The sequence below is a fragment of the Hahella sp. KA22 genome (assembly GCF_004135205.1).
GTDB lineage: Bacteria > Pseudomonadota > Gammaproteobacteria > Pseudomonadales > Oleiphilaceae > Hahella.
Window position 1 is genome coordinate 4,685,788 of the sequence record NZ_CP035490.1, and the last position, 24,242, is coordinate 4,710,029.

Annotated in this window: 20 protein-coding genes; 1 reads left to right on the top strand and 19 read right to left on the bottom strand. The window is 50.2% G+C overall.

Features of this window, described 5'->3' with window-relative positions; all coding sequences use genetic code 11:
- Positions 1-30: 30 nt before the first annotated feature.
- The 9 genes from EUZ85_RS20600 to EUZ85_RS20640 all read right to left on the bottom strand — a co-directional run bounded on the left by EUZ85_RS20600 (position 31) and on the right by EUZ85_RS20640 (position 12,562).
- Positions 31-4,314, bottom strand: coding sequence for a non-ribosomal peptide synthetase (locus EUZ85_RS20600; RefSeq protein ID WP_127971477.1), 4,284 nt, complete (start codon positions 4,312-4,314; stop codon positions 31-33).
- A gap of 52 nt (positions 4,315-4,366) precedes the next feature.
- Entirely contained in the window at positions 4,367-5,737 is a 1,371-nt protein-coding gene (locus EUZ85_RS20605) for a FemAB family XrtA/PEP-CTERM system-associated protein (RefSeq protein ID WP_127971479.1), read from the bottom strand.
- Positions 5,738-5,745: 8 nt separating this feature from the next.
- The gene (locus EUZ85_RS20610; protein WP_127971481.1) at positions 5,746-6,603 is read right to left on the bottom strand and encodes an XrtA system polysaccharide deacetylase; all 858 of its coding nucleotides are present in this window, start codon (positions 6,601-6,603) and stop codon (positions 5,746-5,748) included.
- A gap of 17 nt (positions 6,604-6,620) precedes the next feature.
- Complete coding sequence (locus EUZ85_RS20615; protein WP_127971483.1) at positions 6,621-7,907, bottom strand: hypothetical protein; 1,287 nt, start codon at positions 7,905-7,907, stop codon at positions 6,621-6,623.
- A gap of 55 nt (positions 7,908-7,962) precedes the next feature.
- Positions 7,963-8,796 carry an XrtA-associated tyrosine autokinase gene (locus EUZ85_RS20620; protein ID WP_127971485.1) on the bottom strand — a complete coding sequence of 278 codons (834 nt, stop codon included), beginning with the start codon at positions 8,794-8,796 and terminating at the stop codon, positions 7,963-7,965.
- Positions 8,793-9,965, bottom strand: coding sequence for an XrtA system polysaccharide chain length determinant (locus tag EUZ85_RS20625; protein ID WP_168199904.1), 1,173 nt, complete (start codon positions 9,963-9,965; stop codon positions 8,793-8,795). Before EUZ85_RS20625 ends, EUZ85_RS20620 begins: the two co-directional genes overlap by 4 nt.
- A 35-nt stretch (positions 9,966-10,000) precedes the next feature.
- Complete coding sequence (locus EUZ85_RS20630) at positions 10,001-10,306, bottom strand: Wzz/FepE/Etk N-terminal domain-containing protein (protein WP_129498757.1); 306 nt, start codon at positions 10,304-10,306, stop codon at positions 10,001-10,003.
- 71 nt (positions 10,307-10,377) lie between these two features.
- On the bottom strand, positions 10,378-11,016 hold the full coding sequence (locus EUZ85_RS20635) for an XrtA/PEP-CTERM system exopolysaccharide export protein (RefSeq protein WP_127971489.1): 639 nt from the start codon (positions 11,014-11,016) through the stop codon (positions 10,378-10,380).
- A 136-nt stretch (positions 11,017-11,152) separates the two neighbouring features.
- Positions 11,153-12,562 carry a TIGR03013 family XrtA/PEP-CTERM system glycosyltransferase gene (locus EUZ85_RS20640; protein WP_127971491.1) on the bottom strand — a complete coding sequence of 470 codons (1,410 nt, stop codon included), beginning with the start codon at positions 12,560-12,562 and terminating at the stop codon, positions 11,153-11,155.
- Positions 12,563-12,971: 409 nt separating this feature from the next.
- On the opposite strand from EUZ85_RS20640, the gene tviB reads away from it, so the two are divergent.
- Positions 12,972-14,249, top strand: coding sequence for a Vi polysaccharide biosynthesis UDP-N-acetylglucosamine C-6 dehydrogenase TviB (gene tviB / locus EUZ85_RS20645; RefSeq protein ID WP_127971493.1), 1,278 nt, complete (start codon positions 12,972-12,974; stop codon positions 14,247-14,249).
- A 98-nt stretch (positions 14,250-14,347) separates the two neighbouring features.
- On the opposite strand, the gene prpD is transcribed toward tviB, so the two are convergent.
- The 10 genes from prpD to msbA form a co-directional block, all read right to left on the bottom strand.
- A complete protein-coding gene (gene prpD / locus EUZ85_RS20650) occupies positions 14,348-15,832 on the bottom strand; it encodes a 2-methylcitrate dehydratase (RefSeq protein ID WP_127971495.1) in 1,485 nt (494 codons plus the stop codon).
- A 30-nt stretch (positions 15,833-15,862) separates the two neighbouring features.
- Positions 15,863-16,990 carry a 2-methylcitrate synthase gene (prpC, locus tag EUZ85_RS20655; protein WP_127971497.1) on the bottom strand — a complete coding sequence of 376 codons (1,128 nt, stop codon included), beginning with the start codon at positions 16,988-16,990 and terminating at the stop codon, positions 15,863-15,865.
- A 78-nt stretch (positions 16,991-17,068) separates the two neighbouring features.
- Positions 17,069-17,947, bottom strand: coding sequence for a methylisocitrate lyase (gene prpB / locus EUZ85_RS20660; RefSeq protein ID WP_127971500.1), 879 nt, complete (start codon positions 17,945-17,947; stop codon positions 17,069-17,071).
- 48 nt (positions 17,948-17,995) lie between these two features.
- Positions 17,996-18,670: a GntR family transcriptional regulator gene (locus EUZ85_RS20665; RefSeq protein WP_127971502.1), complete on the bottom strand. Its 675-nt coding sequence runs from the start codon at positions 18,668-18,670 to the stop codon at positions 17,996-17,998.
- 349 nt (positions 18,671-19,019) lie between these two features.
- Positions 19,020-20,033 (bottom strand): UDP-N-acetylmuramate dehydrogenase, encoded by a 1,014-nt coding sequence (murB, locus tag EUZ85_RS20670; protein ID WP_127971504.1) that lies wholly within the window; start codon positions 20,031-20,033, stop codon positions 19,020-19,022.
- A 1-nt stretch (position 20,034) separates the two neighbouring features.
- Positions 20,035-20,517: a low molecular weight protein-tyrosine-phosphatase gene (locus tag EUZ85_RS20675; RefSeq protein WP_127971506.1), complete on the bottom strand. Its 483-nt coding sequence runs from the start codon at positions 20,515-20,517 to the stop codon at positions 20,035-20,037.
- Entirely contained in the window at positions 20,514-21,281 is a 768-nt protein-coding gene (gene kdsB, locus EUZ85_RS20680) for a 3-deoxy-manno-octulosonate cytidylyltransferase (protein WP_127971508.1), read from the bottom strand. Before kdsB ends, EUZ85_RS20675 begins: the two co-directional genes overlap by 4 nt.
- Position 21,282: 1 nt before the next feature.
- Entirely contained in the window at positions 21,283-21,465 is a 183-nt protein-coding gene (locus tag EUZ85_RS20685; protein ID WP_127971510.1) for a Trm112 family protein, read from the bottom strand.
- Positions 21,458-22,474 (bottom strand): tetraacyldisaccharide 4'-kinase, encoded by a 1,017-nt coding sequence (gene lpxK, locus EUZ85_RS20690; RefSeq protein ID WP_127971512.1) that lies wholly within the window; start codon positions 22,472-22,474, stop codon positions 21,458-21,460. Before lpxK ends, EUZ85_RS20685 begins: the two co-directional genes overlap by 8 nt.
- Positions 22,471-24,228, bottom strand: a complete 1,758-nt coding sequence (msbA, locus tag EUZ85_RS20695; protein ID WP_127971514.1) for a lipid A export permease/ATP-binding protein MsbA — start codon at positions 24,226-24,228, stop codon at positions 22,471-22,473. Before msbA ends, lpxK begins: the two co-directional genes overlap by 4 nt.
- Positions 24,229-24,242: the final 14 nt, after the last annotated feature.

The following is a 24,242-nucleotide window of genomic DNA, read 5'->3' on the forward strand; positions in this document are numbered from 1 at the left end:
AATTAATTGAAAGTTACCCCTTTCGACACTCTATTCTTGCTCTCGAAGAAAACAAGCCAGCACTCGCTTCGCCTCTTCAGACTCCAGAAAGTGCGCATGCTCAGCATCCACCGTCTCAACTTCCACTCTTCCTGTCAGATGCCTTTCCCAGCCCAACACGGGCAAGCTATATGCGCCAGACTCGGTGGAAGGCAGACGCAACAGCATTACACTCCCGTTGTAAGCTCTTTCTATATGCCTTTCAACAGCAAGTCGATTCGATCTACGCACCTCGAACACGCGCAATGTCTGAGGCATTCTGATGCCCAGCATCCGATAGAATCTGACTTCTAAAAAATTCTTGTAATACCTTATTCTGGCCGATGTGCTTTGGGCGACCTTTTGCAAAAACGTGCGACGATCCTCAGCGAACCCTTCAGGCAGGTGCTTGGCCTCAGGTCCGATGGTGTCAAGCAATATGACCCAATCAACCTTAAACCCCCTGCCAGAAAGTTCATTAGCCAGCTCTACCGCTATAGAGCCCCCCATAGACCCTCCCAATAGTAAAACCTGCTTTTTACTAAGAAGTTCGTCGAGAAGCGCGGCATAATGGCGAGCCATATCAAGAATTGAATATGAGGGCTCGCTTATCCCATCCAGTCCGGTAGCCTGTATACCATAAACAGGGCGATTCAAATCGTCAAAGTCTAGCAACGCCTTATAGGCAAGCACGTTACCGCCTACAGGATGAATACAAACCAAGGGGGTCTTGGCTCCACCAGCAGACAGCTGCACGATATTTTTCCATCCCTCACCCTCTCTGACGGCATAGTTATTCTTCTCAACCCCCGACTCGGAATAACTAGTGTTAATACGCGCCAGCTCACCAGCCAGGGACCTTACTGTAGGCGCTTTGAAGAGCAAAGCCAGCGGCGCATTAATCCCATATCGCCGATGCAACTGGTCAAACACTTGCAACGCTTTAATCGAATGACCGCCAACCTCAAAGAAATTAGCGTCAAGATCGAGCTCGTCTAACCCCAAAACACTTTTCCAAATAGCTCCAACCTTATTGAGCAGCTCTTTGTCCTCGCCATCATGAAGCCTGGTTTGACGCCGACCTTCAGCCCCTCCAGTGTCTATAGTCCCCGAAAAGTAATCTATTGAGACATCCGAGCTTAATGCAGCCCCGCCAATTTCCATGCTTTCAATAAAACTTTTTAGCGTCGCCATATACGCCGCAAGCATTTTCCTGCTTGTGTCCAAATTAAATAAGGCAGTGCTTGTCTGAAAGCGAAAAACAAAGTCGCCTCCATAAAAGTCAACGTAAAGAAAGACTTCCCCCTGCGTATAGCCAATATCAACCGGCACAGGACTCAAAGCGCCACTGTCCGCCACATTTAACTTGCGATTCGAGAAATCGTTAAATGTTATATATGCTTGCGCCAAGGTAGGCCTGGAGGCATCGCGGGCAGCCTGTATGCTGGAGACTATTTTTTCAAATGAGATCCCGCCATGCAGCAAGGCCAGGTTTAAGGCTTGCTCAGTGCTTTTTAACTGTTCCTGCAAACCGCCAACCACCTCAGGCAGTCGCAGCGGGATGGTGTTAAAAAACATTCCTATTGCATCATGTAGTCCCTTTTGCCCCTCACGACCGCTTGTAGCCGTCCCAAGTATCAGGTCATGCGCGCCCGTTGCTTTCCTCAACCACGCAGAGAAAGCACTAATCAACACGACAAATGGCCGAGTTCTTAATTTATTCGCTACGTCGATGAGTCTGGAAGAGAGATCTTGACCTAGAACTTCAACAATTTGCCTTCCCTTAAAGTCAAAAAAATCAGGACGTTCGTAATCGGTTCGCAAACTTAAAAGCGGTAATGGTTTCCGTAGCGTTTGCACCCAAAACTCGACGCTTTCCTCTAAGTCTCCTCGGCGAGGAGAGACAATTACACCCTTAGCTCCTGCCTCACTATCCTGGCTGGCAACCAGAGTCTCCCCTCCCTCATAAAGTTGCAACAAGCGGTCCCAAACTTTCAATTGGGATATGCCATCCAGCAATATATGATGAGTCACCATCTGCAGAGCGGAAATCCGCCCTTCTCTTTCATAGGCGACAAAGCGAACAAGCAATTCAGCATCAAAGTCAAACTCACGCTTGGCTTCTTGATGCAAAAGCGCCTCTAAGGAATCTGATGAACTTGCAATATCTCTTACTTGCAATGGCGTCTCTACTCCCGAACACAGACTCCACGACAAGTTAGCTACATTCAGTTTCAATCTTAGAACAGGGTGTTCGCGCAGGAGCAAGGAGATGGCCCGCTCCAGTCTGCCCACATCCCAAGGCGACTCTAAAATAAATGCCTCAGATTCGTTAAATACGCTACTGGAGCCCGCCAACTGACATATAAACCAAATTCTTCGTTGTCCATCACTTAGCTCCGCACACTCTTCCAGCGTTATTAGGTCAGAGTGACTCTTCGCCTCAGGCGCAGCCGTAACAAGTTCACACTGCTCAATAAAGACTGGGCATGCAATCAACTGATTCACGCCAATGGACTTGCCAAACTCAATCTCAATCTCGTTTGAGAGTCTGGCTGAAGCTAGGGAGTGCCCCCCGAGCTCATTAAAATGATCGTGGACGTCCTGCGGGGACACACCCAGAACCGCCTTCCATGCAGACGCCAAACGCCGCTCCATATCGGAAGAAAACAGCCTATCAGCCAATATAGAGGACGCCATTCCCTTTTCCACATCGCCTTTCAATGCTTTCTTATCAATTTTCTTATTCGGCGTTTGTGGAAAGCTGTCATATATTCGCCAGAGGCCGGGAACCATATAAAACGGCAGCGTTTGCCGCAGCGAGTTCTCAACCTCTCCAAAAGCCAAAGCTTCTCTGGAAAAGCGCAAACAACCAACGAGGACGTTATCGCCAGCCGGGTTAGACACAGCCACAACCGCAGCGTCAGCAATTTCCGGCAAACGCGTCAACGCGGCCTCAATCTCTCCCAATTCAATTCGAAACCCTCGAATCTTTACCTGATTATCAAGCCGATCCACATAACGCATCTGACCGCCGACGATCTGCACCAGATCGCCTGTACGATAGTATGACTGGAAAGAACCAGAGAAATTGAGAGCAACAAAGCGGTCCTTATTGAGTTCAGGCCTCCTAAAATATCCAGGAGACAAACAAGCGCCGCCAATTAACAACTCACCAGCCGCTTCTCCCGCAACTGGATTCAGATTCTCATCTACTACAACCAGATCGACATTAGCGTAAGGGGCGCCCAACGGTATAAATCCCGCGCTAATATCTTTTTGACTTACCTTATGGCTACAAACCCATACCGTCGCCTCGGTAGGCCCATACATATTCCAAACTTCACCCGCCTCCTTAAGGAGTTTTCCCGCCAGATCGACCGGAAAGGCCTCTCCACCACACAAAATCTTGTGCGTATTGCGAGGACGCCACCCCAGCTCCAGCATCAAGCGCCAGGTTGCCGGCGTCGCCTGAAGGACATTAATTTCATTTTTCGCGATAATAGCGCCAAGCCGATCCGGAGACAGCGCATCGCTTTTCTTACAGACATAAACAACCCCGCCAAGAATCAGCGGAAGAAATAATTCCAAGACAGATATATCAAAGGAAATCGTAGTCAACCCGAGAAAACGATCGCCATCTCGAGTTCCGATAGCCTCGTCTACACCATATAGAAAATTAATAACAGCGGACTGCGCAATGGGAACACCTTTGGGGCGCCCTGTAGAACCTGAAGTAAAAATGATATACGCGATCAAATCAGCGGCGTTCTCAAGCGAGCCCCTGAAACTTACATAGCTGTCACGGAGGTCATCAAGAGACTTAGCAAACACATCATCGCCAGCCTCCGCTACCTTATACTTATCCAAAAGCACTAAATCAGGGATGCCTTGCAAAAGATCAGAGGTAGATGGCTCGAATATGGCGGCGGAAGCGTCTGCATCTTCCAGAATAATTCGGATACGCTCCGCAGGAAATGCCGGGTCAACTGGAACATATGCTGCGCCGACTATACCAACGCCCAAAAGCAATGCCGGCAAATGATGGTCGCGATTTACACAGACTGCAACACGATCACCAACGCCAATCCCCAGCGCATTGAGCCGATCGGCCACCAACAGGGAGTGCTGTAGAAGCTGGCGATAGCTAAGCTCACCATCTTCAGATTTCACCGCAGGCCTTTCAGAGAAGCGCTCAACGGAATTAAGGAGGATTTCCGGGAAGCCCCAACCCTTCTCATGTGCAATCGCAAAAAGACCTGCGCGGTGTTCTCGATGATTGGGAGTATTACTCATCGCCTCAACCCTGCAACATGTAAAGGCCAGATTGCATATCGCACGCTCTCGATCAGGGCAAATACTTAACTACCATGGGACCAACCATGTTGGTCAGCCACACTGGCAGTCTTGTCCATACAGCAATCAGCAGCTTGAACTTGGGGTTATCAGGATTAAGCTTAGGCGCCTCTTTCCCTTCAGCAAGACAGTAGTCCCAGTGTAACCGCACCGGTGTGGCGCCCCACTGCTGTTTAAATTTGTAAGTTCCGCTATCTTCCGTGCAACGCCCAAAATCAAATATCTTGTATTTTCCTTTAATGCTGAACCTTAGAATTTCCCAATACATCAGCATGTTAATACCAGAGCTATTGGCCTCCTGCACCGTTGAAGCCCAGGGGATCTCCATCCGATCGCCACTACCGATAATGATTGCACATGCGACTACAGAGCCGTTTAACCTGCCTATGACAACTCTAGCAGATTCTCCGTATGAGCTAAGGAAGCCATGAAAAAAGTTTCTCCCATAGACTGGCGTACCAAGGTCCCTCATATTCCTTGCGAAAACAGCATAGAAGTCACTCAGCAACTCAGCGCCACCGATAGTAATTTCCGCAACTTCCTTTTGAGGCCGCTTAATCTGCGCTCGAACTTTAGGCTTAAAGCTCAACCACAAATCTTCTTCCTGCTCGGGCAACGCAAGCCAGAACGTCAGCTTCTCCGTTCGTTGTGGCAGCCCCAAATTGGATGACGTCAAGTGTCTCAGCTCGATATGCCCCGCTCCCACCTGATCGCGCCAACGCACAGCATCAGCGATCAGCATTTGGGCGACCTGCTTGCTGTCCGCGAGAATACCGCCATAGTTAAAATACGGAACAGAAACAATAAAGTTTCCAAATAAACGGCTGTTCAATTGAGTAAGCGGCAGAACGCCGACAACTCTGTCAGACTCATCAAGCGCACAAATAAATCGACATGGATGACCGTACACGGACTCCACGAAAGATTTCACCCACAGCTTGTGGTAGGGGGAAGCCTGTGGATGCCGATCGACGTATTCATCCCAGGACGTTCGCAAGCCTTGTTCAGCGTCGATATCCACTACTCGAAACGCTTTGGCAGCATGACTTAAGATCTGCGACGCAGAATAGGCCTCTTCAACAATCTGTTGCAGCTTCTCGGCTTGCTTAGATTTATCTAGAGGGTCGTCCGAAAGCATTTCTCTCGATTGGCCAGCCTGCTGGCGTTGCGATTTCTTAAGGGCCTTAATCTGCCCCGTTACTTCCTTAAACTCGGCGGACACAGCCCCCATTTCAGTAATGAGCTCACTCGCATCAGAGCCATTTTTTTTGGCTTCGCCAATTAAGCGCGACAGCTCGCCCTTACGCGCTTTAAGCTGCTCTTCCCGCAACTTCAGGCTGTCTAAATTATTAGCATCATTCATAACAGGCGTTAAACCGCAACTGGAGCTGGGTCGATAGACTGGGACTTAAGCACGTCCGAAACCGTAGTGAAGGAAAAGTCATCGAGCAATGCCTCCAACCTGGAAAAACAAACATCCAGATTGTTGTAATGCCTAAATGTCGACAACATGCTGGCCTTGACTCGAGGCTGCTTCGGATCAATTTCCCATGGATGCAAGTAAAAAATAAAACTGCGCCCCAACTTATTAACCCGTCCCAACCCCCAACGCGTAAGCCAATAGGGAAACAACCTGAAATAGCCGCCACCAGCGATAGGAAGTCTATATTTGCCGATTGGGCACGTGGTTAAGGGAAACTCAACAATCTGTTTTCCATTTGGCGCTTGCAGAAGATAAGGATCTTCTGGCGTATTTGGCATCCCATACCGGTCATGCCTTACTGGAAAAATACTTGAGTCCCACTTAAACCCCAAATCACACAAAATATCCAGGGCCCACTTGGACTTGGCAGTTATTGAGTAACTTGCCGCCCTATATCCCTCCACTGGCTTTTGGATGATATTTTCCAGAATGTCTTTGGATTTGGCAGTTTCTTCCCTGAATACTTCAGGGGTCTGCGAATAAACCAATTGGTGGCTGTAGCCATGTGAGGCCACTTCGTGGCCCGCCTGATGAATCTCCGTGACAATATGAGGATATCTTTCCGCCACCCAGCCCAAAACAAAAAAAGTGCCTTTCACACCTTTCTTGTCAAACAACTCAAGCAAGTCTCGCGTATTTTTTTCAACACGACACTCCCGACTCGTCCACTCATCAACGCCAATTGATTCCGCTAGCGCTGCAACGTGGAAATAATCCTCTACATCTATAGTCAAGGCGTTCTGCAAGACAACCACCTGTATGATTAAAAATTGGGGACGTAGTCGACGCCCACTCCGACGGTCATGGCATCGTATTCTGCTGCTCCGCCATCAGAATCTTTCGACTCATATTCAACGTAATAGCGGGAGCTGAAGTTTTTGTACCAATGATGGTTAACCTGTATTGAATGCTCGTAAGTATCCTGCTCTGCGTTACTGCCCCCAAAGGTCTTGTTAGTGTATTCAGACGACACCAACCAATTCCAGACAGCGTTAACCTTATGAGACCAGCTTACTGCGGCGGAATACTCTTTATCTTCCAGGGTCGTTGTTTCATTTTCTTCGGTCGTACTAGAGCCTTTTAATTGAAACACATCTCTAGAATTTGGTTTGTAATTCGCCCCTGCAACATGCTCTTGCATTAATACACTATCACTGGACCCTATCGTGATCGGGTGTTCAAAAATCTGGAAAACAGTTTCAGACGCGCTGTCGGTTAGCTTGCGATTATAAGCATACGTCAAACCAACCGCTGCACTGGCCTGATAACTTAGATTCAAAGACCCAGTGACCTCATCCGACTTTTTGGTGACATTCGCCTGCTCACTGGTAAGTTTGGTCATACCAACGCCCATACTGGCGAATAGATCGTTATAGCGCTTACTGAGAAGCACCTCAGACTCTAAAGTCTCGATGTCTGTCTCGTTATCCAAGTCAGCCCACTCTCCACTATTGCTCCATGTAAACGTAAGCTCATTTGCAAAACGATGCACATAATCGGCAGTTGCGGTATTTCTTTTGCTGTCGATAGCGGTATTACTATCAAAGTCGATTTGCTTGTATTGCCCCCCTAGCACCAAATCATCTTCCGCTGACATAGCAAAACGATAACTAGGTCCAGTGGTAAAAACATTCTTCCGAACTCTTGTATCTGGGGTATTTGGCGTACTGCTATTTAGCACATCCTCAGTCAGCTCATCCTTAATAAGCCAAGACAGGCTGGGGCTGAAATTATATCTTCCGTCGTATACCATCTCAGTGGAAACTTCACCCCCAAAGGTGTCGCCCCAATAGTGCTCAAACCCAAAATCTGCCGAAAGTGAACTCTCAAAAGCCCCTTTCGTAAGCGTTTGCCCCAGCTTTAAACCTACCTTGCTAAGCCAATCATCTTCCTTGTTCTGAGTTTTTGTTACGTTATCGGAGTACTCCTGAGTAGCGCTTAATTGCACTTCCAGCGGCTCCGCCTGAACGCTTAGTGCTGCGCTTATTGCATTTATACCAACCAAGGCAAGCATAGCCGGCCTTGATTTAACTAATAGAAGGTGATCCATGAAGGGACAGGTCCTTATGGTGGTTATATAGAAAGACAGTCTCTTTTAGCTATTCTCAGCCATTTACTAAGACTCCCGCGCACTTCTGCGACGGAATCGATGACACAGCGGACACAATCTGACTTTCTGTAACCCTTCCATGAGGTACGACAACTAATGTCAAATCACACAGCTCGGAGATAATCCGCGCATCGGGCGACACTGCAATCGAAGGAGTATCCAGAATGATAAAGCGGTCTGGATAGCGCTTTCTTAATGAGTGCAAAAACTGCCTCATACGAAACGATGTAAAAAACTCTCCCGACGATTCTCGTCTACTTCCCGCCGGGATCAATCTCAGCCTTTTAATGCCTGTTGGGTAAATCACGGAGGCAATATCCATATCAGGATCTTCAATAAAGTCCGTCACCCCCAGATCAGGCATCAAATCCAAAATGTTATGCAGTGATGGCTCTCTCAGGTTGCAGTCAATAACCAATGCAGTCTTACTGCTGTCCAGGGCAAACGCTGCCGCCAGATTTATTGCCGCAAAGGACGCGCCACACCCTTCCGTAACGCCTGTAACAGCCAAGGTGAAATTATTACCTTTGCTAATCTCCAGCAAACGAGTTCGCAACTCTCGGAACTTATCGATAATTGTACGATCAGGAGATTCTGGATGAATAATTCGCTTCTGATTCAGATCGTCGACCGACAAGAGAGAAGGCTCTCTCATCTTGGCGATCTGTTTACTGATCACATAACGCTCTACGCTGCCAGACTTAACTTCCAGCGAGCTGGGCACCAGCACTCTATCAGCGGCGGAGTTATTAGGCTGAGGCTCTTTAGGTTTAGCCTGCCCTTTATCAAGATCGTAAATATTTTTGATATTCTCTTGCTTATCGGTCACAAGACAACTCCCGTATAACGCATCCACCCATAAACTAAATAAACGCCAATACTGACTAATGCCAAGAAAAGAATGACTTTAGTTCGACGCCGGTCAATTCTCCGTTCCAATGGAGTGGAAATATAGGGAATCGTCGCCAACACAGGGATACCCGTATTTTCCTGCAAAATAGATCCAGTACGTACACGCGGGTCTACCTGACAGAACGCGACAGCTATGCCGATAGGCGCGAGAAAACCTAAAAACAGCCCCGCCATTGCAAAATGGCGGAAAGTAAACCCAGACGGCTTAAGCGGATAGGCCGACGGCTCATGAATCTTATAACTAAGCCCATGACCTTCTACATCCAGACGCATGGAAACTCGCGCCTTCTCCCGACGTTTCAATAGATCGTCGTAGATATTCTTGTTAACCTCATAGTCCCTGGTTAGCTCAGCAATCTTCGCCTGATTCTCCTGAATACGCTGCATCCTCGAGCGCTCTTTCTCCAATAAGGCCGCCAAGGACTTTTGTCTTGTACGCAATGTATCTATATTGGCGAGGGCTTTTGAGAGTTCGCTTTGCAACTCTTGATAGATAGGGTTAAAAGAAGATTCCGAGCGCGTAGACGAACCACCGCTGGACACCGCCTCTGCGCGCTGCTTCTCCAACTCAACTATTTGTTGCTTCAACGCGATAATGTCAGGATAGCTATCCAGATAAATCAATCGCAAGGAATCAAGCTTTTTATTTAACTCATCAATGCGAGTTTGATACGCATCATCAGCGACTTCTCTTCTCACAACTCGAGATTGTCCAGAAAGTTGCGATTGCAGCGCATCCCTCTGAGCTATCGCCTCCTTGAGGGCTAGCTCCGCCTCTTCAATCTGACGTTCAAGACCAGATAATCTCGATCCTACGGACTCTGCAGTTCCATCCACATTGTCCTGCAGAAAATTTTTCAAGCGTTCTTCAGAAGCCTGTAACTGCGTTTGGTATGCCTTAACTTGCTTATCAACAAACTCATACGCATTGCGGCTCTCTTCACGCTTGCTATTTTCGGTTTCTTCAATAAAGAGCTGCGTCAACTCACGAGTCACATCAAAGACTCGTTGCGCACTAGAATCCTTGTATTCTATTTCAATAAAGTTAGGGGCACCGGTCTTCTTGACCGCGACATTATTTCGCACTTTTGAAATAATGCCTTCCTTCGCAGCATCTGATTTTACAGCCCCCAGATATCTTCCATTTCTGCGAGACGGGTCAGAACTCTCCTCGACAACATAACCTCTTCAACAGAAGCAACGTGATCTTTCACTTTGGTGGTTAGGGCTGAGCCATCCATCAGAGGCCGAATGATATTTTGATCATCGACGTATATAACGCTTCGTGAAGTAAACTGCTGCGGCCAAAATGCGCCCACGACAAGCGTTCCGAAGCTGACAGCAAGAAAAACAAAGAACGACAGCCATTTCCGGGAGCGAATCTCCCTGAAGGCTTCTTTTGGTAGCTGATCTAAAGGAACCGCCATATCATTGCACCAGCATAGTCATAAGAGAAAAGTTCTGTCTCAAATTCAATTTCGCCCCCAACTGCGTCGTATTACAACACCTTCTCAGGAACAGTAATTATATCCCCAGGGTTCAACTCATAGTTGGTGGTCACGTCGCCTTCCTGAAAGATTTCATTTAATTTTACAGGAATGATGACGGTCTTCCCTTGATACTGCCTGTACAGCACGCCGCCGTCTCCGCTGGCGAAGTCATTCAGCCCGCCGGCAGTCAATACGACATCCATGACAGTCATACCATGACGGTAAGGTATTGAAATTGGCGACTTCACCGCGCCAGTAACGCGCACCCTACTGGAAAACTCATAGCTCTGCATTCCGGTGACAACAACGCTTACCTGAGGCTCGCGAATATAAACCGATAGCTTTTGCTTGATTTCCTCTGCCAGCTGAGCCGGAGTTTTGCCGGACGCTACGATATCGCCAACCAGTGTCGTAGACAATTTGCCATCCGGCCTAATTGGCACGCTTCCAGATAACTCCGGGTTGCGCCAAACATTTATATTAACCACATCGCCAGGCCCTAGAATATACGATTCCAGCATCTTCGGCCGGTCTTTCAGAGCGGCGCTAACCAAAGCATTGTCGGAAGGCTTAACCGTGCTGCAGGCGCTAAACAGCACAGCCAGCAATGCTAGAACGCATATTTTCAAGGCGTTAATTTTCATCATTAGTATCCCAAGTTAATCAGCAGTTGAATCCAATGCGACTCGTCAGCAGCCAGGTTTTTCCGGATAGTTTTCCAACATTACGCCCTGCCAAATACTTCAAAACAATGATGCCAATGTTAAAAACCCGAGCGCCCGCTTACCGGGAGCCTTTCTTAAACAAAATAACCTCAACGGTCTGAATTAATACAATCAAATCAAGCAGTAGGCTCTGATTTTTAATGTAGTATAAATCATACCGCAGCTTCTCCTTGGTGTCCTCCTCACTATCGGCGTAAGCAAAACAGAGCTGCGCCCAACCGGTAATACCGGGCTTCACTCTATGCCTTTCGTTGTAGTAAGGAATCTTTTCCGAAAGCTTTTCCACAAATATAGGCCTTTCCGGGCGCGGCCCGACTACAGCCATATCTCCGAGCAAAACATTAAAAATTTGCGGCAGCTCGTCGATACGCACTTTACGAATAAAGCCGCCTATACGGGTCACACGAGTGTCATTTTTCTGCGCCCAGACAGCGCCATGCTTTTCTGCATCGACCCTCATGCTCCGAAACTTCATAACAGGAAATGGCTGACCGTTTAGCCCCACCCTCTCCTGCTTGTATAACACGGGGGCCGACCAGCCTTCCTCAAGCTTAATGGCAAGCACCGTCAATAACATAATAGGCCAAGTCACGAGCAACAGGCTTAGACTGGATAAAATATCAAACCCACGCTTGGTAATGCTGCGGGTGGAAACAGCTCCAAACCCGTCAGCGAAGATCATCCAGCTGGGCTGGATCAGATCAAGCGCCACCTTGCGTCCTTCGCGCTCCAGGAATGTAGGCGCGTCCACGATATGCACGCCCTCCATCTTGCATTCCAACAGATCATCCAGGGGCAACTTTTTCCTGCGGTCATCCAGCGCGATAACAATTTCATCGACAGGATGCTGTAGAACGTACTCTTTCAACGTTCCAGGAATCGTCAACACTTTCTGATGAGGCACCTTGACCTCTTCATCAAGCCCAGGCACAAACCCCATCAACTCAACGCCTCGGCGGTCCAGGGGCTCTTTTAGATCTTCATAGAGATTACTCGCGCGATTTCCCGCCCCGAGCACCAGGACGTTGCGCTTGAAGCTTTGTTCATTGGCGAAAAACAGGAACAGGCTACGGGATATTCCCAGGATAAAAATCGCCAGGACCGAGGAAAGAGCCAGGACGCCTTTGCCGAAATACCATAACCAGGATTCGGTTACATAAAATAAAAACGACAAACCTGCGGCGGACATGAGAATCGAGAATATCGTTCTCAACATCATGCCCGACATACCCTCTTGGGTTTTCGCGGGATAGACCCCCATTGCGATCATGATGATCAGGTTCACCGCCGCGAAGGTCAGGGCCTCGGGAAAGGCGACCTGATAGTTATCAAGGAAAAAATTAATTTCGCCGAAATAACGGAAGAAAACGCCACAGTAAAATACTACGCCTAAGACCACCAGGTCCGCGGCGCCCATGATAATGTAGGGCAAATGTATGTAATGCCGGAATATACGTACGTGGGCCAAGCCTTTTCTCCTTACCAACACGGACTTGCAGCCTAGACTTGAGGGCCGCTCATGCTATCAAATTTTTTTGGACAACTTAAGTTAAGCAAATACAAAAGAGTATTGTTAAACTAAATTCAAATATCTTGGCGCGTATTTTCCGATATACTTGCGCGGCGACGCGCTTTGGCTAAATTTCTCAAGAGTTCGCTTGATATTGCCACAATGGTCGAGATGCGCAATTCAGTCCAAACGAAGTCTTGAATGATTTAGCCTTAAGCGCATGATCCAATCATGGATGCGCGGGTATTTTTCCTGAGTTTCCACGGAACTGCCAAGGGCTTCCGCGGAGACCGTCTAACGACGGACGCTCATTATAGTTCGATTTTTTAAATAAAATACTACTACTATCTCGCTTAAAGGGTTTCCAATGACAGATTTGAGGAACGCAAAAATTGCAGTTGTGGGCCTGGGTTATGTTGGCCTGCCACTGGCCGTCGAGTTCGGCAAGAAGTTCTCTACCGTTGGCTTTGACATCAACGCCGCCCGTATTGAGGAGCTGAAATCCGGTAAAGACAGCACATTGGAAGTGGAACCCGAACTACTTGCTGAAGCCAATAAACTTTCCTACAGCAGCAAACTTGAAGATATACAATCCTGTAATGTTTACATTGTCACCGTCCCAACGCCCATCGACGACTTCAAGACACCCGACTTAAGACCGTTACAATCAGCCAGCCGCACTATCGGCAAAGTACTGAAAAAAGATGACATTGTTATTTACGAGTCCACCGTTTATCCCGGCGCAACGGAAGAAGTCTGCGTTCCAATACTTGAAGAGATCTCTGGACTGACGTTCAATCAGGACTTTTTCGCTGGCTATAGCCCCGAGCGAATTAATCCGGGGGACAAGGAGCACAGGGTCATCAACATTTTGAAGGTCACCTCCGGCTCCACTCCAGAAATCGCCCAGTACGTAGATGAGCTCTACGCCTCCATCATTGTCGCAGGCACCCACAAAGCGAGCAGCATCAAGGTTGCTGAAGCGGCCAAGGTTATCGAAAACACGCAGCGCGACGTCAATATTGCGCTAATCAATGAGCTGTCATTGATTTTCGAAAAGCTGGGCATCGACACTTTAGAAGTACTCGAGGCAGCCGGCACCAAGTGGAATTTCCTCCCCTTCCGCCCTGGCCTGGTTGGCGGCCACTGCATCGGTGTCGACCCCTACTACCTGACCTACAAAGCCCAGGCGGTCGGTCACCACCCTGAAATTATCCTGTCCGGCCGACGCATTAACGACGGTATGGGCGAACATGTGGCGGAACGCGTCATTCGCATGATGACGCAACGTAAACAACATGTGGCCGAAGCCAACATTCTTGTATTGGGATTGACGTTCAAGGAGAACTGCCCCGACATCCGCAACACTCGCGTAGTCGACGTTATCAGCGCCTTTGAGTCATACAACGCCAATGTTGATGTCTATGACCCCTGGGCCAGCCCTGCGGAAGCGGAGCACGAATACGGCATTCGCGTTATTCCAGAGCTGAAAACAAACCATTATGACGCCATTATTCTCACTGTGGCTCATAAGCAGTTCAAAGATATGGGAATAGAAAATATCCGCAAACTCGGTAAGGACAACCACGTCCTCTTCGACGTCAAATATGTTCTTCCGAAAGACTTGGTGGATGGACGCCTGTAAGACCAGCTGACGTTTACGTACAAAAAAAGCGCGAATTCTCGCGCTTTTTTAATTTGGCGCCACCCTCTTTTAAGCAGGGCGGCGCATGCTCACAAAAATCAGATAACGAATAGATCCATAAACTCGTTAACGGGCGTCGCCTCCAGCTTTCTCTGATCTTTACACAGAGCAAAAATATCCTCGCAGCGCTTACCGGGGAAACGCGTCGCCAAATTGGCGCGGAATTTTTTCTCTAATAAAGGAATACCTTCCTCGCGGCGACGGCGATGTCCAACCGGATATTCCACTTCAACTTTATCCGTGGACGTTCCGTCTTTAAAGAACACCTGCACTGCGTTGGCGATTGAGCGCTTGTCCGGCTCGTGATATTCCTGACTGTAGCGCTTATCTTCTACAATTTCCATTTTGTTGCGCAACTCATCTATGATCGGGTTCGCAGCATGGAAGTCATCTTCATAATGCTCCGCCACCAGATTACCGAACGCCAACGGCACTGCGGTCATGTATTGCAGACAGTGATCACGATCCGCCGCATTCGCCAGAGGGCCAACTTTAGAAATAATACGAATCGCGGATTCATGGGTCGTGATAACGATCTTATCGATATCCTGCAACCGGTCTTTGACCTGTGGATACAGCGTAACTGCCGCTTCCGCCGCGGTTTGGGAGTGGAATTCCGCGGGGAAAGAGATCTTGAACAATACGTTTTCCATCACGTATGAGCCGTAATCTCTCTGGAATTTAAACACACGATCTTCAGGCGCCTTCACTTTTTGATCCGCCACGGTTTTGCTGAAGGACACGTCATAGAACCCCCATTGCGGAGCCGTCAGGACACCCGGAATTCCCATCTCACCGCGCATACTGATGTCAGCCAGACGCACCGCCCGAGAAGTTGCGTCACCCGCCGCCCAGGACTTGCGTGAACCGGCATTAGGCGCATGGCGATAAGTACGCAGCGAAGAGCCATCTACCCAGGCTTGCGAGACCGCCGCCATAATCTGCTCTCTATCTCCGCCTTTCAGCTTGGTCACCACTGCAGTGGACGCAATGCGCACCAACAGCACATGACACAGACCCACGCGATTGAAACTGTTCTCCAGGGCAATGACGCCCTGGATTTCATGCGCCATAATCATGGCTTCCAGAACATCTCGCATAGTCAAAGGCTCTTTGCCCGCAGCGACGCGCTTCTGAGACAAGTAGTCCGCCACCGCCAGAATACCGCCCAGGTTATCGGAGGGATGCCCCCACTCCGCCGCCAGCCAAGTATCGTTGTAATCCAGCCAGCGAATGATACAGCCGATATCCCAAGCCGCCTTGACAGGGTCCAAACGGAATTGCGTACCAGGAACACGAGCGCCATTGGGCACAACCGTGCCTTCTACAATCGGCCCCAAGTGCTTGGTGCACTCAGGGAATCTCAGCGCCAACAGACCGCACCCCAGAGTGTCCATCAAGCAGTTTCTTGCCGTGTCCAGCGCTTCCTGGGATTCGATTTTGAAATTCAGTACATAATCAGCAATGTCCTGAATGACCTTGTCATAATCAGGACGATCATTCAGATCTACATTAGCACCCATTCTCTTTCTTCCTCAACTTGGTTGTTCGTATTAATGACGCTGTTCAATCGGAGTCCATTCAGCGGATTCCGGACCGGTATAGTCCGCTGAGGGCCGAATAATGCGATTGTTCTCACGCTGCTCTTTCACATGCGCAGCCCATCCGGTCAGTCGCGACATAACAAAAATCGGCGTGAACAATTCGGTGGGAATGCCCATGAAGTGATAGGCGGAAGCATGGAAAAAGTCCGCGTTGCAGAATAGTTTTTTCTCACGCCACATGACTTCTTCACAGCGCACGGAAACCGGATAGAGCACTTTATCGCCCACTTTTTCCGACAGCTTTTGCGCCCACTTCTTAATAATCGCGTTACGAGGATCGGATTCACGATAGATGGCGTGTCCGAAGCCCATAATTTTTTCCTTGCGCTCCAGCATGCCCATGACCTTTTCTTCCGCATCGTCGGGGCTCGTGAACTTTTCAATCATCGCCATCGCCGCTTCGTTGGCGCCGCCGTGTAACGGACCGCGCAGCGAACCAATAGCGCCGGTAATGCATGAATGGATGTCCGACAAGGTAGAAGCGCAAACCCTCGCCGTAAATGTCGAGGCGTTGAACTCATGTTCCGCATACAAAATCAGAGAAGCATGCATCACTTTTTCATGCAAAGCATCCGGCTTGCTTCCATGCAGCATGTGCAGAAAGTGAGCGCCGATGGAGTCGTCGTCAGTTTCCGTTTCAATACGCACGCCGTCCTGACTGAAGCGATGCCAGTAACAAATGATGGACGGGAAAAGCGCCAACATGCGGTCGATATGATCATCCTGTTGAGAAAAATCCGCCTCCGTCTCCAAAACGCCCAGCATGGAGCACCCGGTTCTCATCACGTCCATAGGGTGCGCATCGGCGGGAATTCTCTCCAAGACCTCCTTAAGGGCCTGAGGCAATGACCGCAGCGACTTCAACTTCGCCTTGTAGGCGCTCAGCTCCGCGTGGTTGGGCAGCTTGCCTCGCAGCAGCAAATAGGCCACTTCCTCAAATTCAGCCTTATCGGCAAGCACTTCAATGCCGTATCCCCGATAAGTCAAACCATGCCCTGACTGACCTACTGTGCACAGCGCCGTCTGTCCTGCGACCTGACCTCTCAGGCCCGCGCCTCCAATATTTTTTTCCGCCATTGCTAATTCTCCTCTTGCATCAGACTGTTTTAAGAGTTTCGCTAATGCGAAACCTCAATGCTTGCAGCGACTTATGCGTTATTTGTTTTTTCCCGCCGCAAACAGCGCATCCAATTTCTTTTCGTAATCGTGATATCCCAGAAAATCGTATAGCTCCATACGAGTCTGCATGGAGTCGACCACTTCTTTCTGATCGCCTTTACTCAAAATACTTTCGTACACATTCAAGGCTGCGCGATTCATCGCCCTGAAAGCGCTCAACGGATATAAAACCATCGCCACGCCGACGCAGGCCAACTCAGCCTTGTTGTATAAAGGGGTTTGCCCGAACTCAGTAATATTGGCCAGAATAGGCGCGCTCAGCGCATCCGTGAAGGACTGATAATGCTCCAGCTCCGTCACCGCTTCAGCAAAGATGCCGTCGGCGCCAGCCTCCAGACAGGCGCCGGCGCGGTCAATCGCCGCCTGCAACCCTTCCTGAGCAAACGCATCCGTTCGCGCCATGATGAAGAAGTCTTTGTCCGTACGCGCGTCCGCCGCGGCCTTGATCCGGTCCACCATTTCTTCCTGGCTGACAATCTCTTTATTGGGTCTGTGGCCGCAGCGTTTTTGCGCCACCTGATCTTCGATGTGAACCGCCGCAGCCCCGGCGCGAATCATTTCTTTGACCGTACGCGAGATATTGAAAGCGCCGCCCCACCCGGTATCGATATCGACCAACAAAGGCAGCTCTGACGCGGCTGTAATCCTGCGCACATCTTCCAGGACGTCGTTCATGCTGGTCATTCCCAAATCAGGAAGTCCAAATGACGCATTGGCCACGCCACCACCTGACAAGTAAATAGCCTGATGCCCTACTCTTTCCGCCATCATCGCGCAATAGGCGTTGATAGCCCCGACAATTTGCAGCGGCTGGTTATCTTCTAGCGCTTTGCGAAAGCGACGTCCTGCTGACATATAAGCCCCCTGTTGCATACCATTGAGAGATGGAAAATTCACAGCCTGTTATAGCTGCAACTCCCCATCGCGATACTTCCTGATTAAATTGTTTCTCGCAGCGGAAATGTGCCGCCGCATTAAGAGTTCAGCCAAGTCGCCGTCACGCTCTTCAAGCGCCTCGATAATACGCCAGTGCTCATGAAACGCTTTTTCGGGTCGACCGCTGAATGTGCTGAGACGATATCGATATAGCCTCAGCAAGTGATATAACTCGCCTGTCAGCATATTGCTGAGTTTGCGGTTTTTACTGCCGGAGATAATTCGGAAATGAAAGTCGAAGTCCCCTTCCTTTTGGTAGTAGGCAAGTCCCTTCTCCTCTTTGATTTGCTCGGCATGAATATCCATCAGCCGCTTCAAATCATCTATTTCTTCCTGCGACATACGCTGTGACGCTAACCGAATCGCCATCCCTTCCAAGGATTCGCGCACTTCGTACAATTCAATCAGCTCTTCGAAAGTCAGCGCCACCACTCTGGCGCCAGAGTGAGCCTTGCGAACAATCAGCCCTCTGCCTTCCAACCTGTGCAGTGCCTCTCTCAAGGGCCCTCTACCAAAGCCAAATTTTGCAGACAGCTCAGCCTCACTAATTTTCTCTCCCGCTCGAATATCGCCTTTGACAATAGCGGTCTGCAGGCGTTCAAAGGCTTGGTCAGCAAGAGTTCGGGAGTCAGGCGCAGCCATATTGTTTACAATTTTCCCCTATATCGCGCCAACACAACCGTTGCATCAGCGCACGCCAAAGAATTGTAAACAATTTTGCCAACAAAGAGAAAGAGGCTTCAAGCCGTTTTTTACAATAGCGGAATACCCTTAAAGCAAGCCCTGTCTGGCCACTCAGGATCACAGATATTTACAGGAAAAGGTAAAATCAATTTATTTCAGAAAGTTACATAGGATCTTGACGGCTCTAGACAACGCCAAAGGCTGCGTATCCGCACAACGACAAATGCAGAGTGAATGCAAAATCAGGCAGAAGAAGAAGGAAACGCCACTCACTTGGTCAACAACAAGCCAATGACGCATAGATTGTTTACAAAATGAGAGGCTCGACTTCCAGGGACACGCCAAAGCGCTCCGCGACGGAGGCTTGTATTTTGGAGGCAAGCAATTTCACCTCCCCTCCCGACTTATGCCCAGGGTTAATAAGCACCAAAGCCTGCTTGGGATAAACCCCGACGCCATTTTCCAAGAAGCCCTTCCAGCCACAGGCCTGAATCAGCCAGCCCGCCGCCAGCTTCCGAGAACCGTCCGCGAGCGGGAAAGAGACAATATCAGGAAATTTCTCGTTGAGAGTAAGAAAATGCGCAGCTGACACAATAGGGTTTTTGAAAAAGCTGCCAGAATTGGGTAATTGCGCCGGATCAGGCAGCTTTTCCGTTCTAATAGCCTCTACCAATTTCGCGACCGCTCTGGCGTCACAGGGAGCGCCAACCGACTCCCAGCGCCGTTTTAGCTCTGCATATTCGAGAACCAGTGGAGTTTCAGTCGACAGCCTGAAAGCCACCTCCCAGATCAACCATCGCCTTCCCGGTTCCGACTTGAAAAAGCTGTCGCGGTAGCCGAAGTAACACTCAGACAGCGAAAACTCCCGCTCTTCAAGTGTATCCATGTGAATCGCCCGCACAGAATGCAGTCGATCCTTAAGCTCAACACCATAAGCGCCGATATTCTGAATCGGAGCAGCGCCCACCGTACCCGGAATCAGGACCAGGTTTTCCAGCCCTACGTAGCCTTGCTCCAGCGTCCACCAGACAAACTCATGCCAGTTCTCGCCAGCGGCCGCCCGCACAATATCCCCACCGGAATCCGAAGCATCCACGCTGACGCCACGATTCCCCATATTTATGACAACGCCAGCAAGATCACAGGTAAAAACAACATTACTGCCGCCGCCAAGTACAAAAGCCGGGGCAGATGTAGAGGTTAGCTCTGACAGCACGCAACGAATATCATCAATATCCGTCACTGTCACCATGCGCTCCACACGAGCGGGACACCCCATGGTGTGACGCATCGCCAAGTCCGCGTTCAACTCCCAATGCATATCAGTCACGATGCCTTAGCTGCCCGCGAACATGTTCGACAAGCCCTCCGCAGGCGTCTTCCACCAAGTCCAGCACATGCTCAAACCCCCGAGGACCACCGTAATAGGGGTCCGGCACTTCACGCTCATCACTAGACGAAGCGAAACTCAAAAACAACTTCACTTTAGATTGATGCTTCTGGGGACACATGTGCTGCAAGTTCGCGAAATTATCCCGATCCATCGCCAACACCAAGTCAAATTGTTCAAAGTCATCCGGGGTCACTTGTCGTGCTCGAATGTGATCCAGGGAATAACCGCGCTTACCAGCAAACTCACGCGCTCGGCGGTCAGGCAGTTCGCCCGCATGCCAGCCGCCCGTGCCGGCGGAATCCACCGCCACACAGTCCGTCAGACCTGCACGCTGCAAAAACGCTTCGAAAACGCCATGCGCAGTGGGCGAGCGACAAATATTGCCCATACACACAAACAAAATATTGATCATGATGTCTTAGCCATCATTGCGCGGACGCGCTGTAAATCAGCTTCCGTATCCACGCCCGCCGGCGGAGCCTTCGCGACCACATCCACATGAATGGGCACGCCACGCCACATGGCGCGCAGCTGCTCAAGACTTTCAATCCCCTCAAGCGGACAACTTCCCCAGGTTACATAATCCCGCAAAAAGCCAACCCGGTAAGCGTAGATGCCTATGTGGCGATAAAAGTCATAAGTGGGAGGCAGCCCGGCGCCAGCGTCGGCAAAATAATCCCGCGCCCAGGGAATCGGCGCACGGGAGAAATACAACGCCATACCAGCTTCGCTTTTCACTACTTTGACAGCATTGGGATTAAATAGTGTTTCCCGGTCGTGAATTCTCTCACACAGCGTAGCGATTCCAGCCTGCGGATTCGCTGTCAGATTATTAGCGACCTGACTAATCAGCTCCGCCGGCAGCATCGGCTCATCCCCTTGCACGTTAACGACGATTTCATCATCGTCCAGCTCGAGAATATCCGCGCATTCCGCCAAGCGATCCGTGCCAGAAGGGTGATCCGCCCGGGTCATCAGAACGGAGCCTCCAAAACCCTCCACCACCTCAGCAATTCTCGCATCGTCCGTTGCGACATAAATACGCTTGGCCAGACTCTCCTGCGCCCTGTCGTACACATGCGCGACCATAGGCTTGCCGGCAATATCCAACAAAGGCTTGCCTGGCAACCTTGAGGAGCCATAGCGGGCGGGAATAATCACGGTGAATACGCTCATATCAGCTCAACCGCTCATCCGTGGTTAGCGTACGCGCCTCTTTTTCCAGCATCACCGGAATGCCGTCGCGGATAGGAAAAGCCATACCGTCATTCTTACAGACCAACTCCTGCTTCTCCCGGTCATACTTCAAGTCGCCCTTACAGACCGGGCAGGCAAGGATGGCCAATAGTTTTTTATCCATCTTTTTTGTGACTCCGCAATTCGTTTAGTCTGGCGTCGATCCTCTCATAAAACGTAGAGTTGAGCTCTGCGCCAACTTCCAGGTACCAGGCGTTTTCAAGATTGAACGACTTACACTTGACCGCATCTTTCTCCGTCATCAAAACGGGAAGATCATCGTTGAATTCTATATCCTTCTGGGCGTAACTGTAATGATCAGGAAACGCATGCTGAATAGAGGCGACTTCCAGATCCGCCAGTGTTGCGAAAAAGCGTCCCGGATTCCCGATCGCCGCGACAGCATGCGCAGTGCGTCCAGCAAAGTAATTAGCGCCTTTTTCTTCCTCGCCGGACACTTTTTTCCAGCGCACAGGGCGCAACTGCATGGTGTAATCAGCATTTACCTGCGCATGCAAACCATTACTGACAACCAGGTCTACAGACTGCACGCGCCTGACCGGCTCTCGCAAAGGACCTGCAGGAAGGCAAAGTCCATTCCCCCACCCTCGTTGCGCATCCACCACAACTATTTCCATATCCCGCGGCAACGCCAGGTGCTGCAATCCATCGTCACTGATCACCACATCGCAATCATATACATCCAAGAGTTTTTGCAGCGCTTCGGCCCGCTTAGGCGCCACTACAACGGGACACCCCGTGCGCATGTGGATCAGGGCAGGCTCATCGCCTGTTAGGCGTGGATCAGGATTACGCTCCACCAGGACAGGATACGATTCACTAACACCGCCATAACCCCGACTTACAACGCCGGGCCTCAGCCCTCTACGCTGAAAGTACTCCACCAGCGCGATCACCAAAGGAGTTTTACCCGCGCCCCCTACTGTCAAATTGCCCACCACAATTACCGGAGGACGCGCAAATGTCACACCCACCTCAGAAGCCGAGGGCTTTGTCATGGTGAAGATGGTTTTTCTGATTGCAACGACCAACAGGTAGAGCCATGACAGCGGCCATAGCAGAAATCTCCAACGCGAGCCGCCGTACCAGACCCGCTCAATCCATGCGCTCATGCGTCAGCTTCACTGAATTGCAGCTTGTGTAGAGCCGCGTAAGCGCCATCCTTTTCAATCAACTCGCGATGTGTGCCGACTTCAACAATACGCCCCTGATCCATAACCACGATCTTATCGGCGTTCTCAATAGTGGAAAGCCTGTGGGCGACCACCAAGGTGGTGCGACCTTTCATCAAAGTTTCCAGCGCGCTCTGAATATTCCGCTCCGCATGGGTGTCCAGCGCGGATGTGGCTTCGTCGAGAATCAGTATCGGAGAGTCCTTAAGCAGCGCCCGCGCTATCACCATGCGCTGCCGCTGACCTCCGGACAAACGCGTTCCATTTTCACCCAGCAGCGTGTCGAAGCCTTGCTCCAGCTGCTCGATAAAACCCAATGCATCCGCAGATTTCGCCGCGTCACGCACCTGCTCAGGCGTTGCATCAGCCAAAGCGCCGTAGGCAATATTGTTGGTGACCGTATCGTTAAACAGCACGACCTGCTGAGTTACAATGGAGATTTGGCGACGCAGAGACGTCAGAGTGAAATCTTTGAGCGGTTTTCCGTCCAACAGAATTTCGCCAGTTTCATAGTCATAAAATCTAGGCAGAAGACTGACCAATGTGGACTTCCCGCTGCCGGATCGCCCAACCAGCGCAACGGTCTCGCCCGGCTCGATTACAAGGTTAATGTCCTGCAGCGCAGGCTTGCCTTCATCACCGTAGCTAAAGCCCAAGCCCTTGAACTCCAGTCGGCCCTGCACCCGCTCTGTCGCAAATGCGCCTTCATCTTTTTCAATCGGCTCATCCAACTGCATGAACACATCCTGCGCCGCAGAGATTCCTCGTTGAATGACGGCGTTAACCTCAGTCAACTGCCTGATGGGCTTGGCGCAGGTCGTTGCAGCAGTGATGTAGGCCAGAAACTCGCCAGTGCTCATATTGCCACGTATTTCAGGGCTTAAAGCCAACCACACCAACAAGGCGATAAAAACAGAGATAACCAGTTGAATAATCGGCGTCGACAGCGCCTGCGTGAGCGACATTTTCAGCGCCTGCGCAATGTTGTACTCACTGGCTTTCATGAAGCGATTGAATTCATACTCCTCGCCGCCAAAGGTCCGCATCACGCGATATCCGCCAATGGATTCCGATGCCACATGAGTGACGTCTCCCATGCTGCTCTGTATGCGATGACTAATACGTCGGAATCGCTTGGAAACGTAGCCGATAAGAACACCGATGATCGGGCCGAGGAAAAGAAACAACAGCGTCAACTTCCAGCTGACAAAGATCATGTACCCCATCAATCCTATGACGGTAAACCCTTCTCTCAAGACAACCGTAATCGCATTGGTGGCGGCGCCTGTCACCTGGTCCACGTTATAGGTAATACGGGAAACCAGATGCCCGGTTGAATTGGAGTCAAAGAAGCGGCATGGCAATACGGTCAGATGGCGAAACAGCTCCAGGCGCATCCTGTGAACGATGCCCCTGGCCACGCGCGCCATGAAATAACCGCCGCAAAATGAACCCAGACCGCGCAGAGCGAATATGCCGATGATCAGCATGGGAACAAGGAAACGCCCTTCCGGGCTTGGAGTTTCGATCGCCGCCACGATGTACTTGGTTGCATCCGCCATTCCGGCGCTGGCTAATGCGTAAATCACATTACCCAGCACCGCTAGAGCGAAGACTTTCCATAACGGCTTCAAATAAGACAGCAGTCTGCCGTACACTTGCGCGCCGGCATACTGCTTTGCGACGTTTGACATGTCAGCCCTTAGTC

Coding starts and splice junctions, on each gene's coding strand:
- EUZ85_RS20600 (WP_127971477.1), bottom strand. CDS start 4,314: ATGAGTAATACTCCCAATCATCGAGAACACCGCGCAGGTCTTTTTGCG.
- EUZ85_RS20605 (WP_127971479.1), bottom strand. CDS start 5,737: ATGAATGATGCTAATAATTTAGACAGCCTGAAGTTGCGGGAAGAGCAG.
- EUZ85_RS20615 (WP_127971483.1), bottom strand. CDS start 7,907: ATGGATCACCTTCTATTAGTTAAATCAAGGCCGGCTATGCTTGCCTTG.
- EUZ85_RS20630 (WP_129498757.1), bottom strand. CDS start 10,306: ATGGCGGTTCCTTTAGATCAGCTACCAAAAGAAGCCTTCAGGGAGATT.
- EUZ85_RS20635 (WP_127971489.1), bottom strand. CDS start 11,016: ATGATGAAAATTAACGCCTTGAAAATATGCGTTCTAGCATTGCTGGCT.
- tviB (WP_127971493.1), top strand. CDS start 12,972: ATGACAGATTTGAGGAACGCAAAAATTGCAGTTGTGGGCCTGGGTTAT.
- prpD (WP_127971495.1), bottom strand. CDS start 15,832: ATGGGTGCTAATGTAGATCTGAATGATCGTCCTGATTATGACAAGGTC.
- prpC (WP_127971497.1), bottom strand. CDS start 16,990: ATGGCGGAAAAAAATATTGGAGGCGCGGGCCTGAGAGGTCAGGTCGCA.
- prpB (WP_127971500.1), bottom strand. CDS start 17,947: ATGTCAGCAGGACGTCGCTTTCGCAAAGCGCTAGAAGATAACCAGCCG.
- EUZ85_RS20665 (WP_127971502.1), bottom strand. CDS start 18,670: ATGGCTGCGCCTGACTCCCGAACTCTTGCTGACCAAGCCTTTGAACGC.
- murB (WP_127971504.1), bottom strand. CDS start 20,033: ATGCATTGGGAGTTGAACGCGGACTTGGCGATGCGTCACACCATGGGG.
- EUZ85_RS20675 (WP_127971506.1), bottom strand. CDS start 20,517: ATGATCAATATTTTGTTTGTGTGTATGGGCAATATTTGTCGCTCGCCC.
- kdsB (WP_127971508.1), bottom strand. CDS start 21,281: ATGAGCGTATTCACCGTGATTATTCCCGCCCGCTATGGCTCCTCAAGG.
- EUZ85_RS20685 (WP_127971510.1), bottom strand. CDS start 21,465: ATGGATAAAAAACTATTGGCCATCCTTGCCTGCCCGGTCTGTAAGGGC.
- lpxK (WP_127971512.1), bottom strand. CDS start 22,474: ATGAGCGCATGGATTGAGCGGGTCTGGTACGGCGGCTCGCGTTGGAGA.
- msbA (WP_127971514.1), bottom strand. CDS start 24,228: ATGTCAAACGTCGCAAAGCAGTATGCCGGCGCGCAAGTGTACGGCAGA.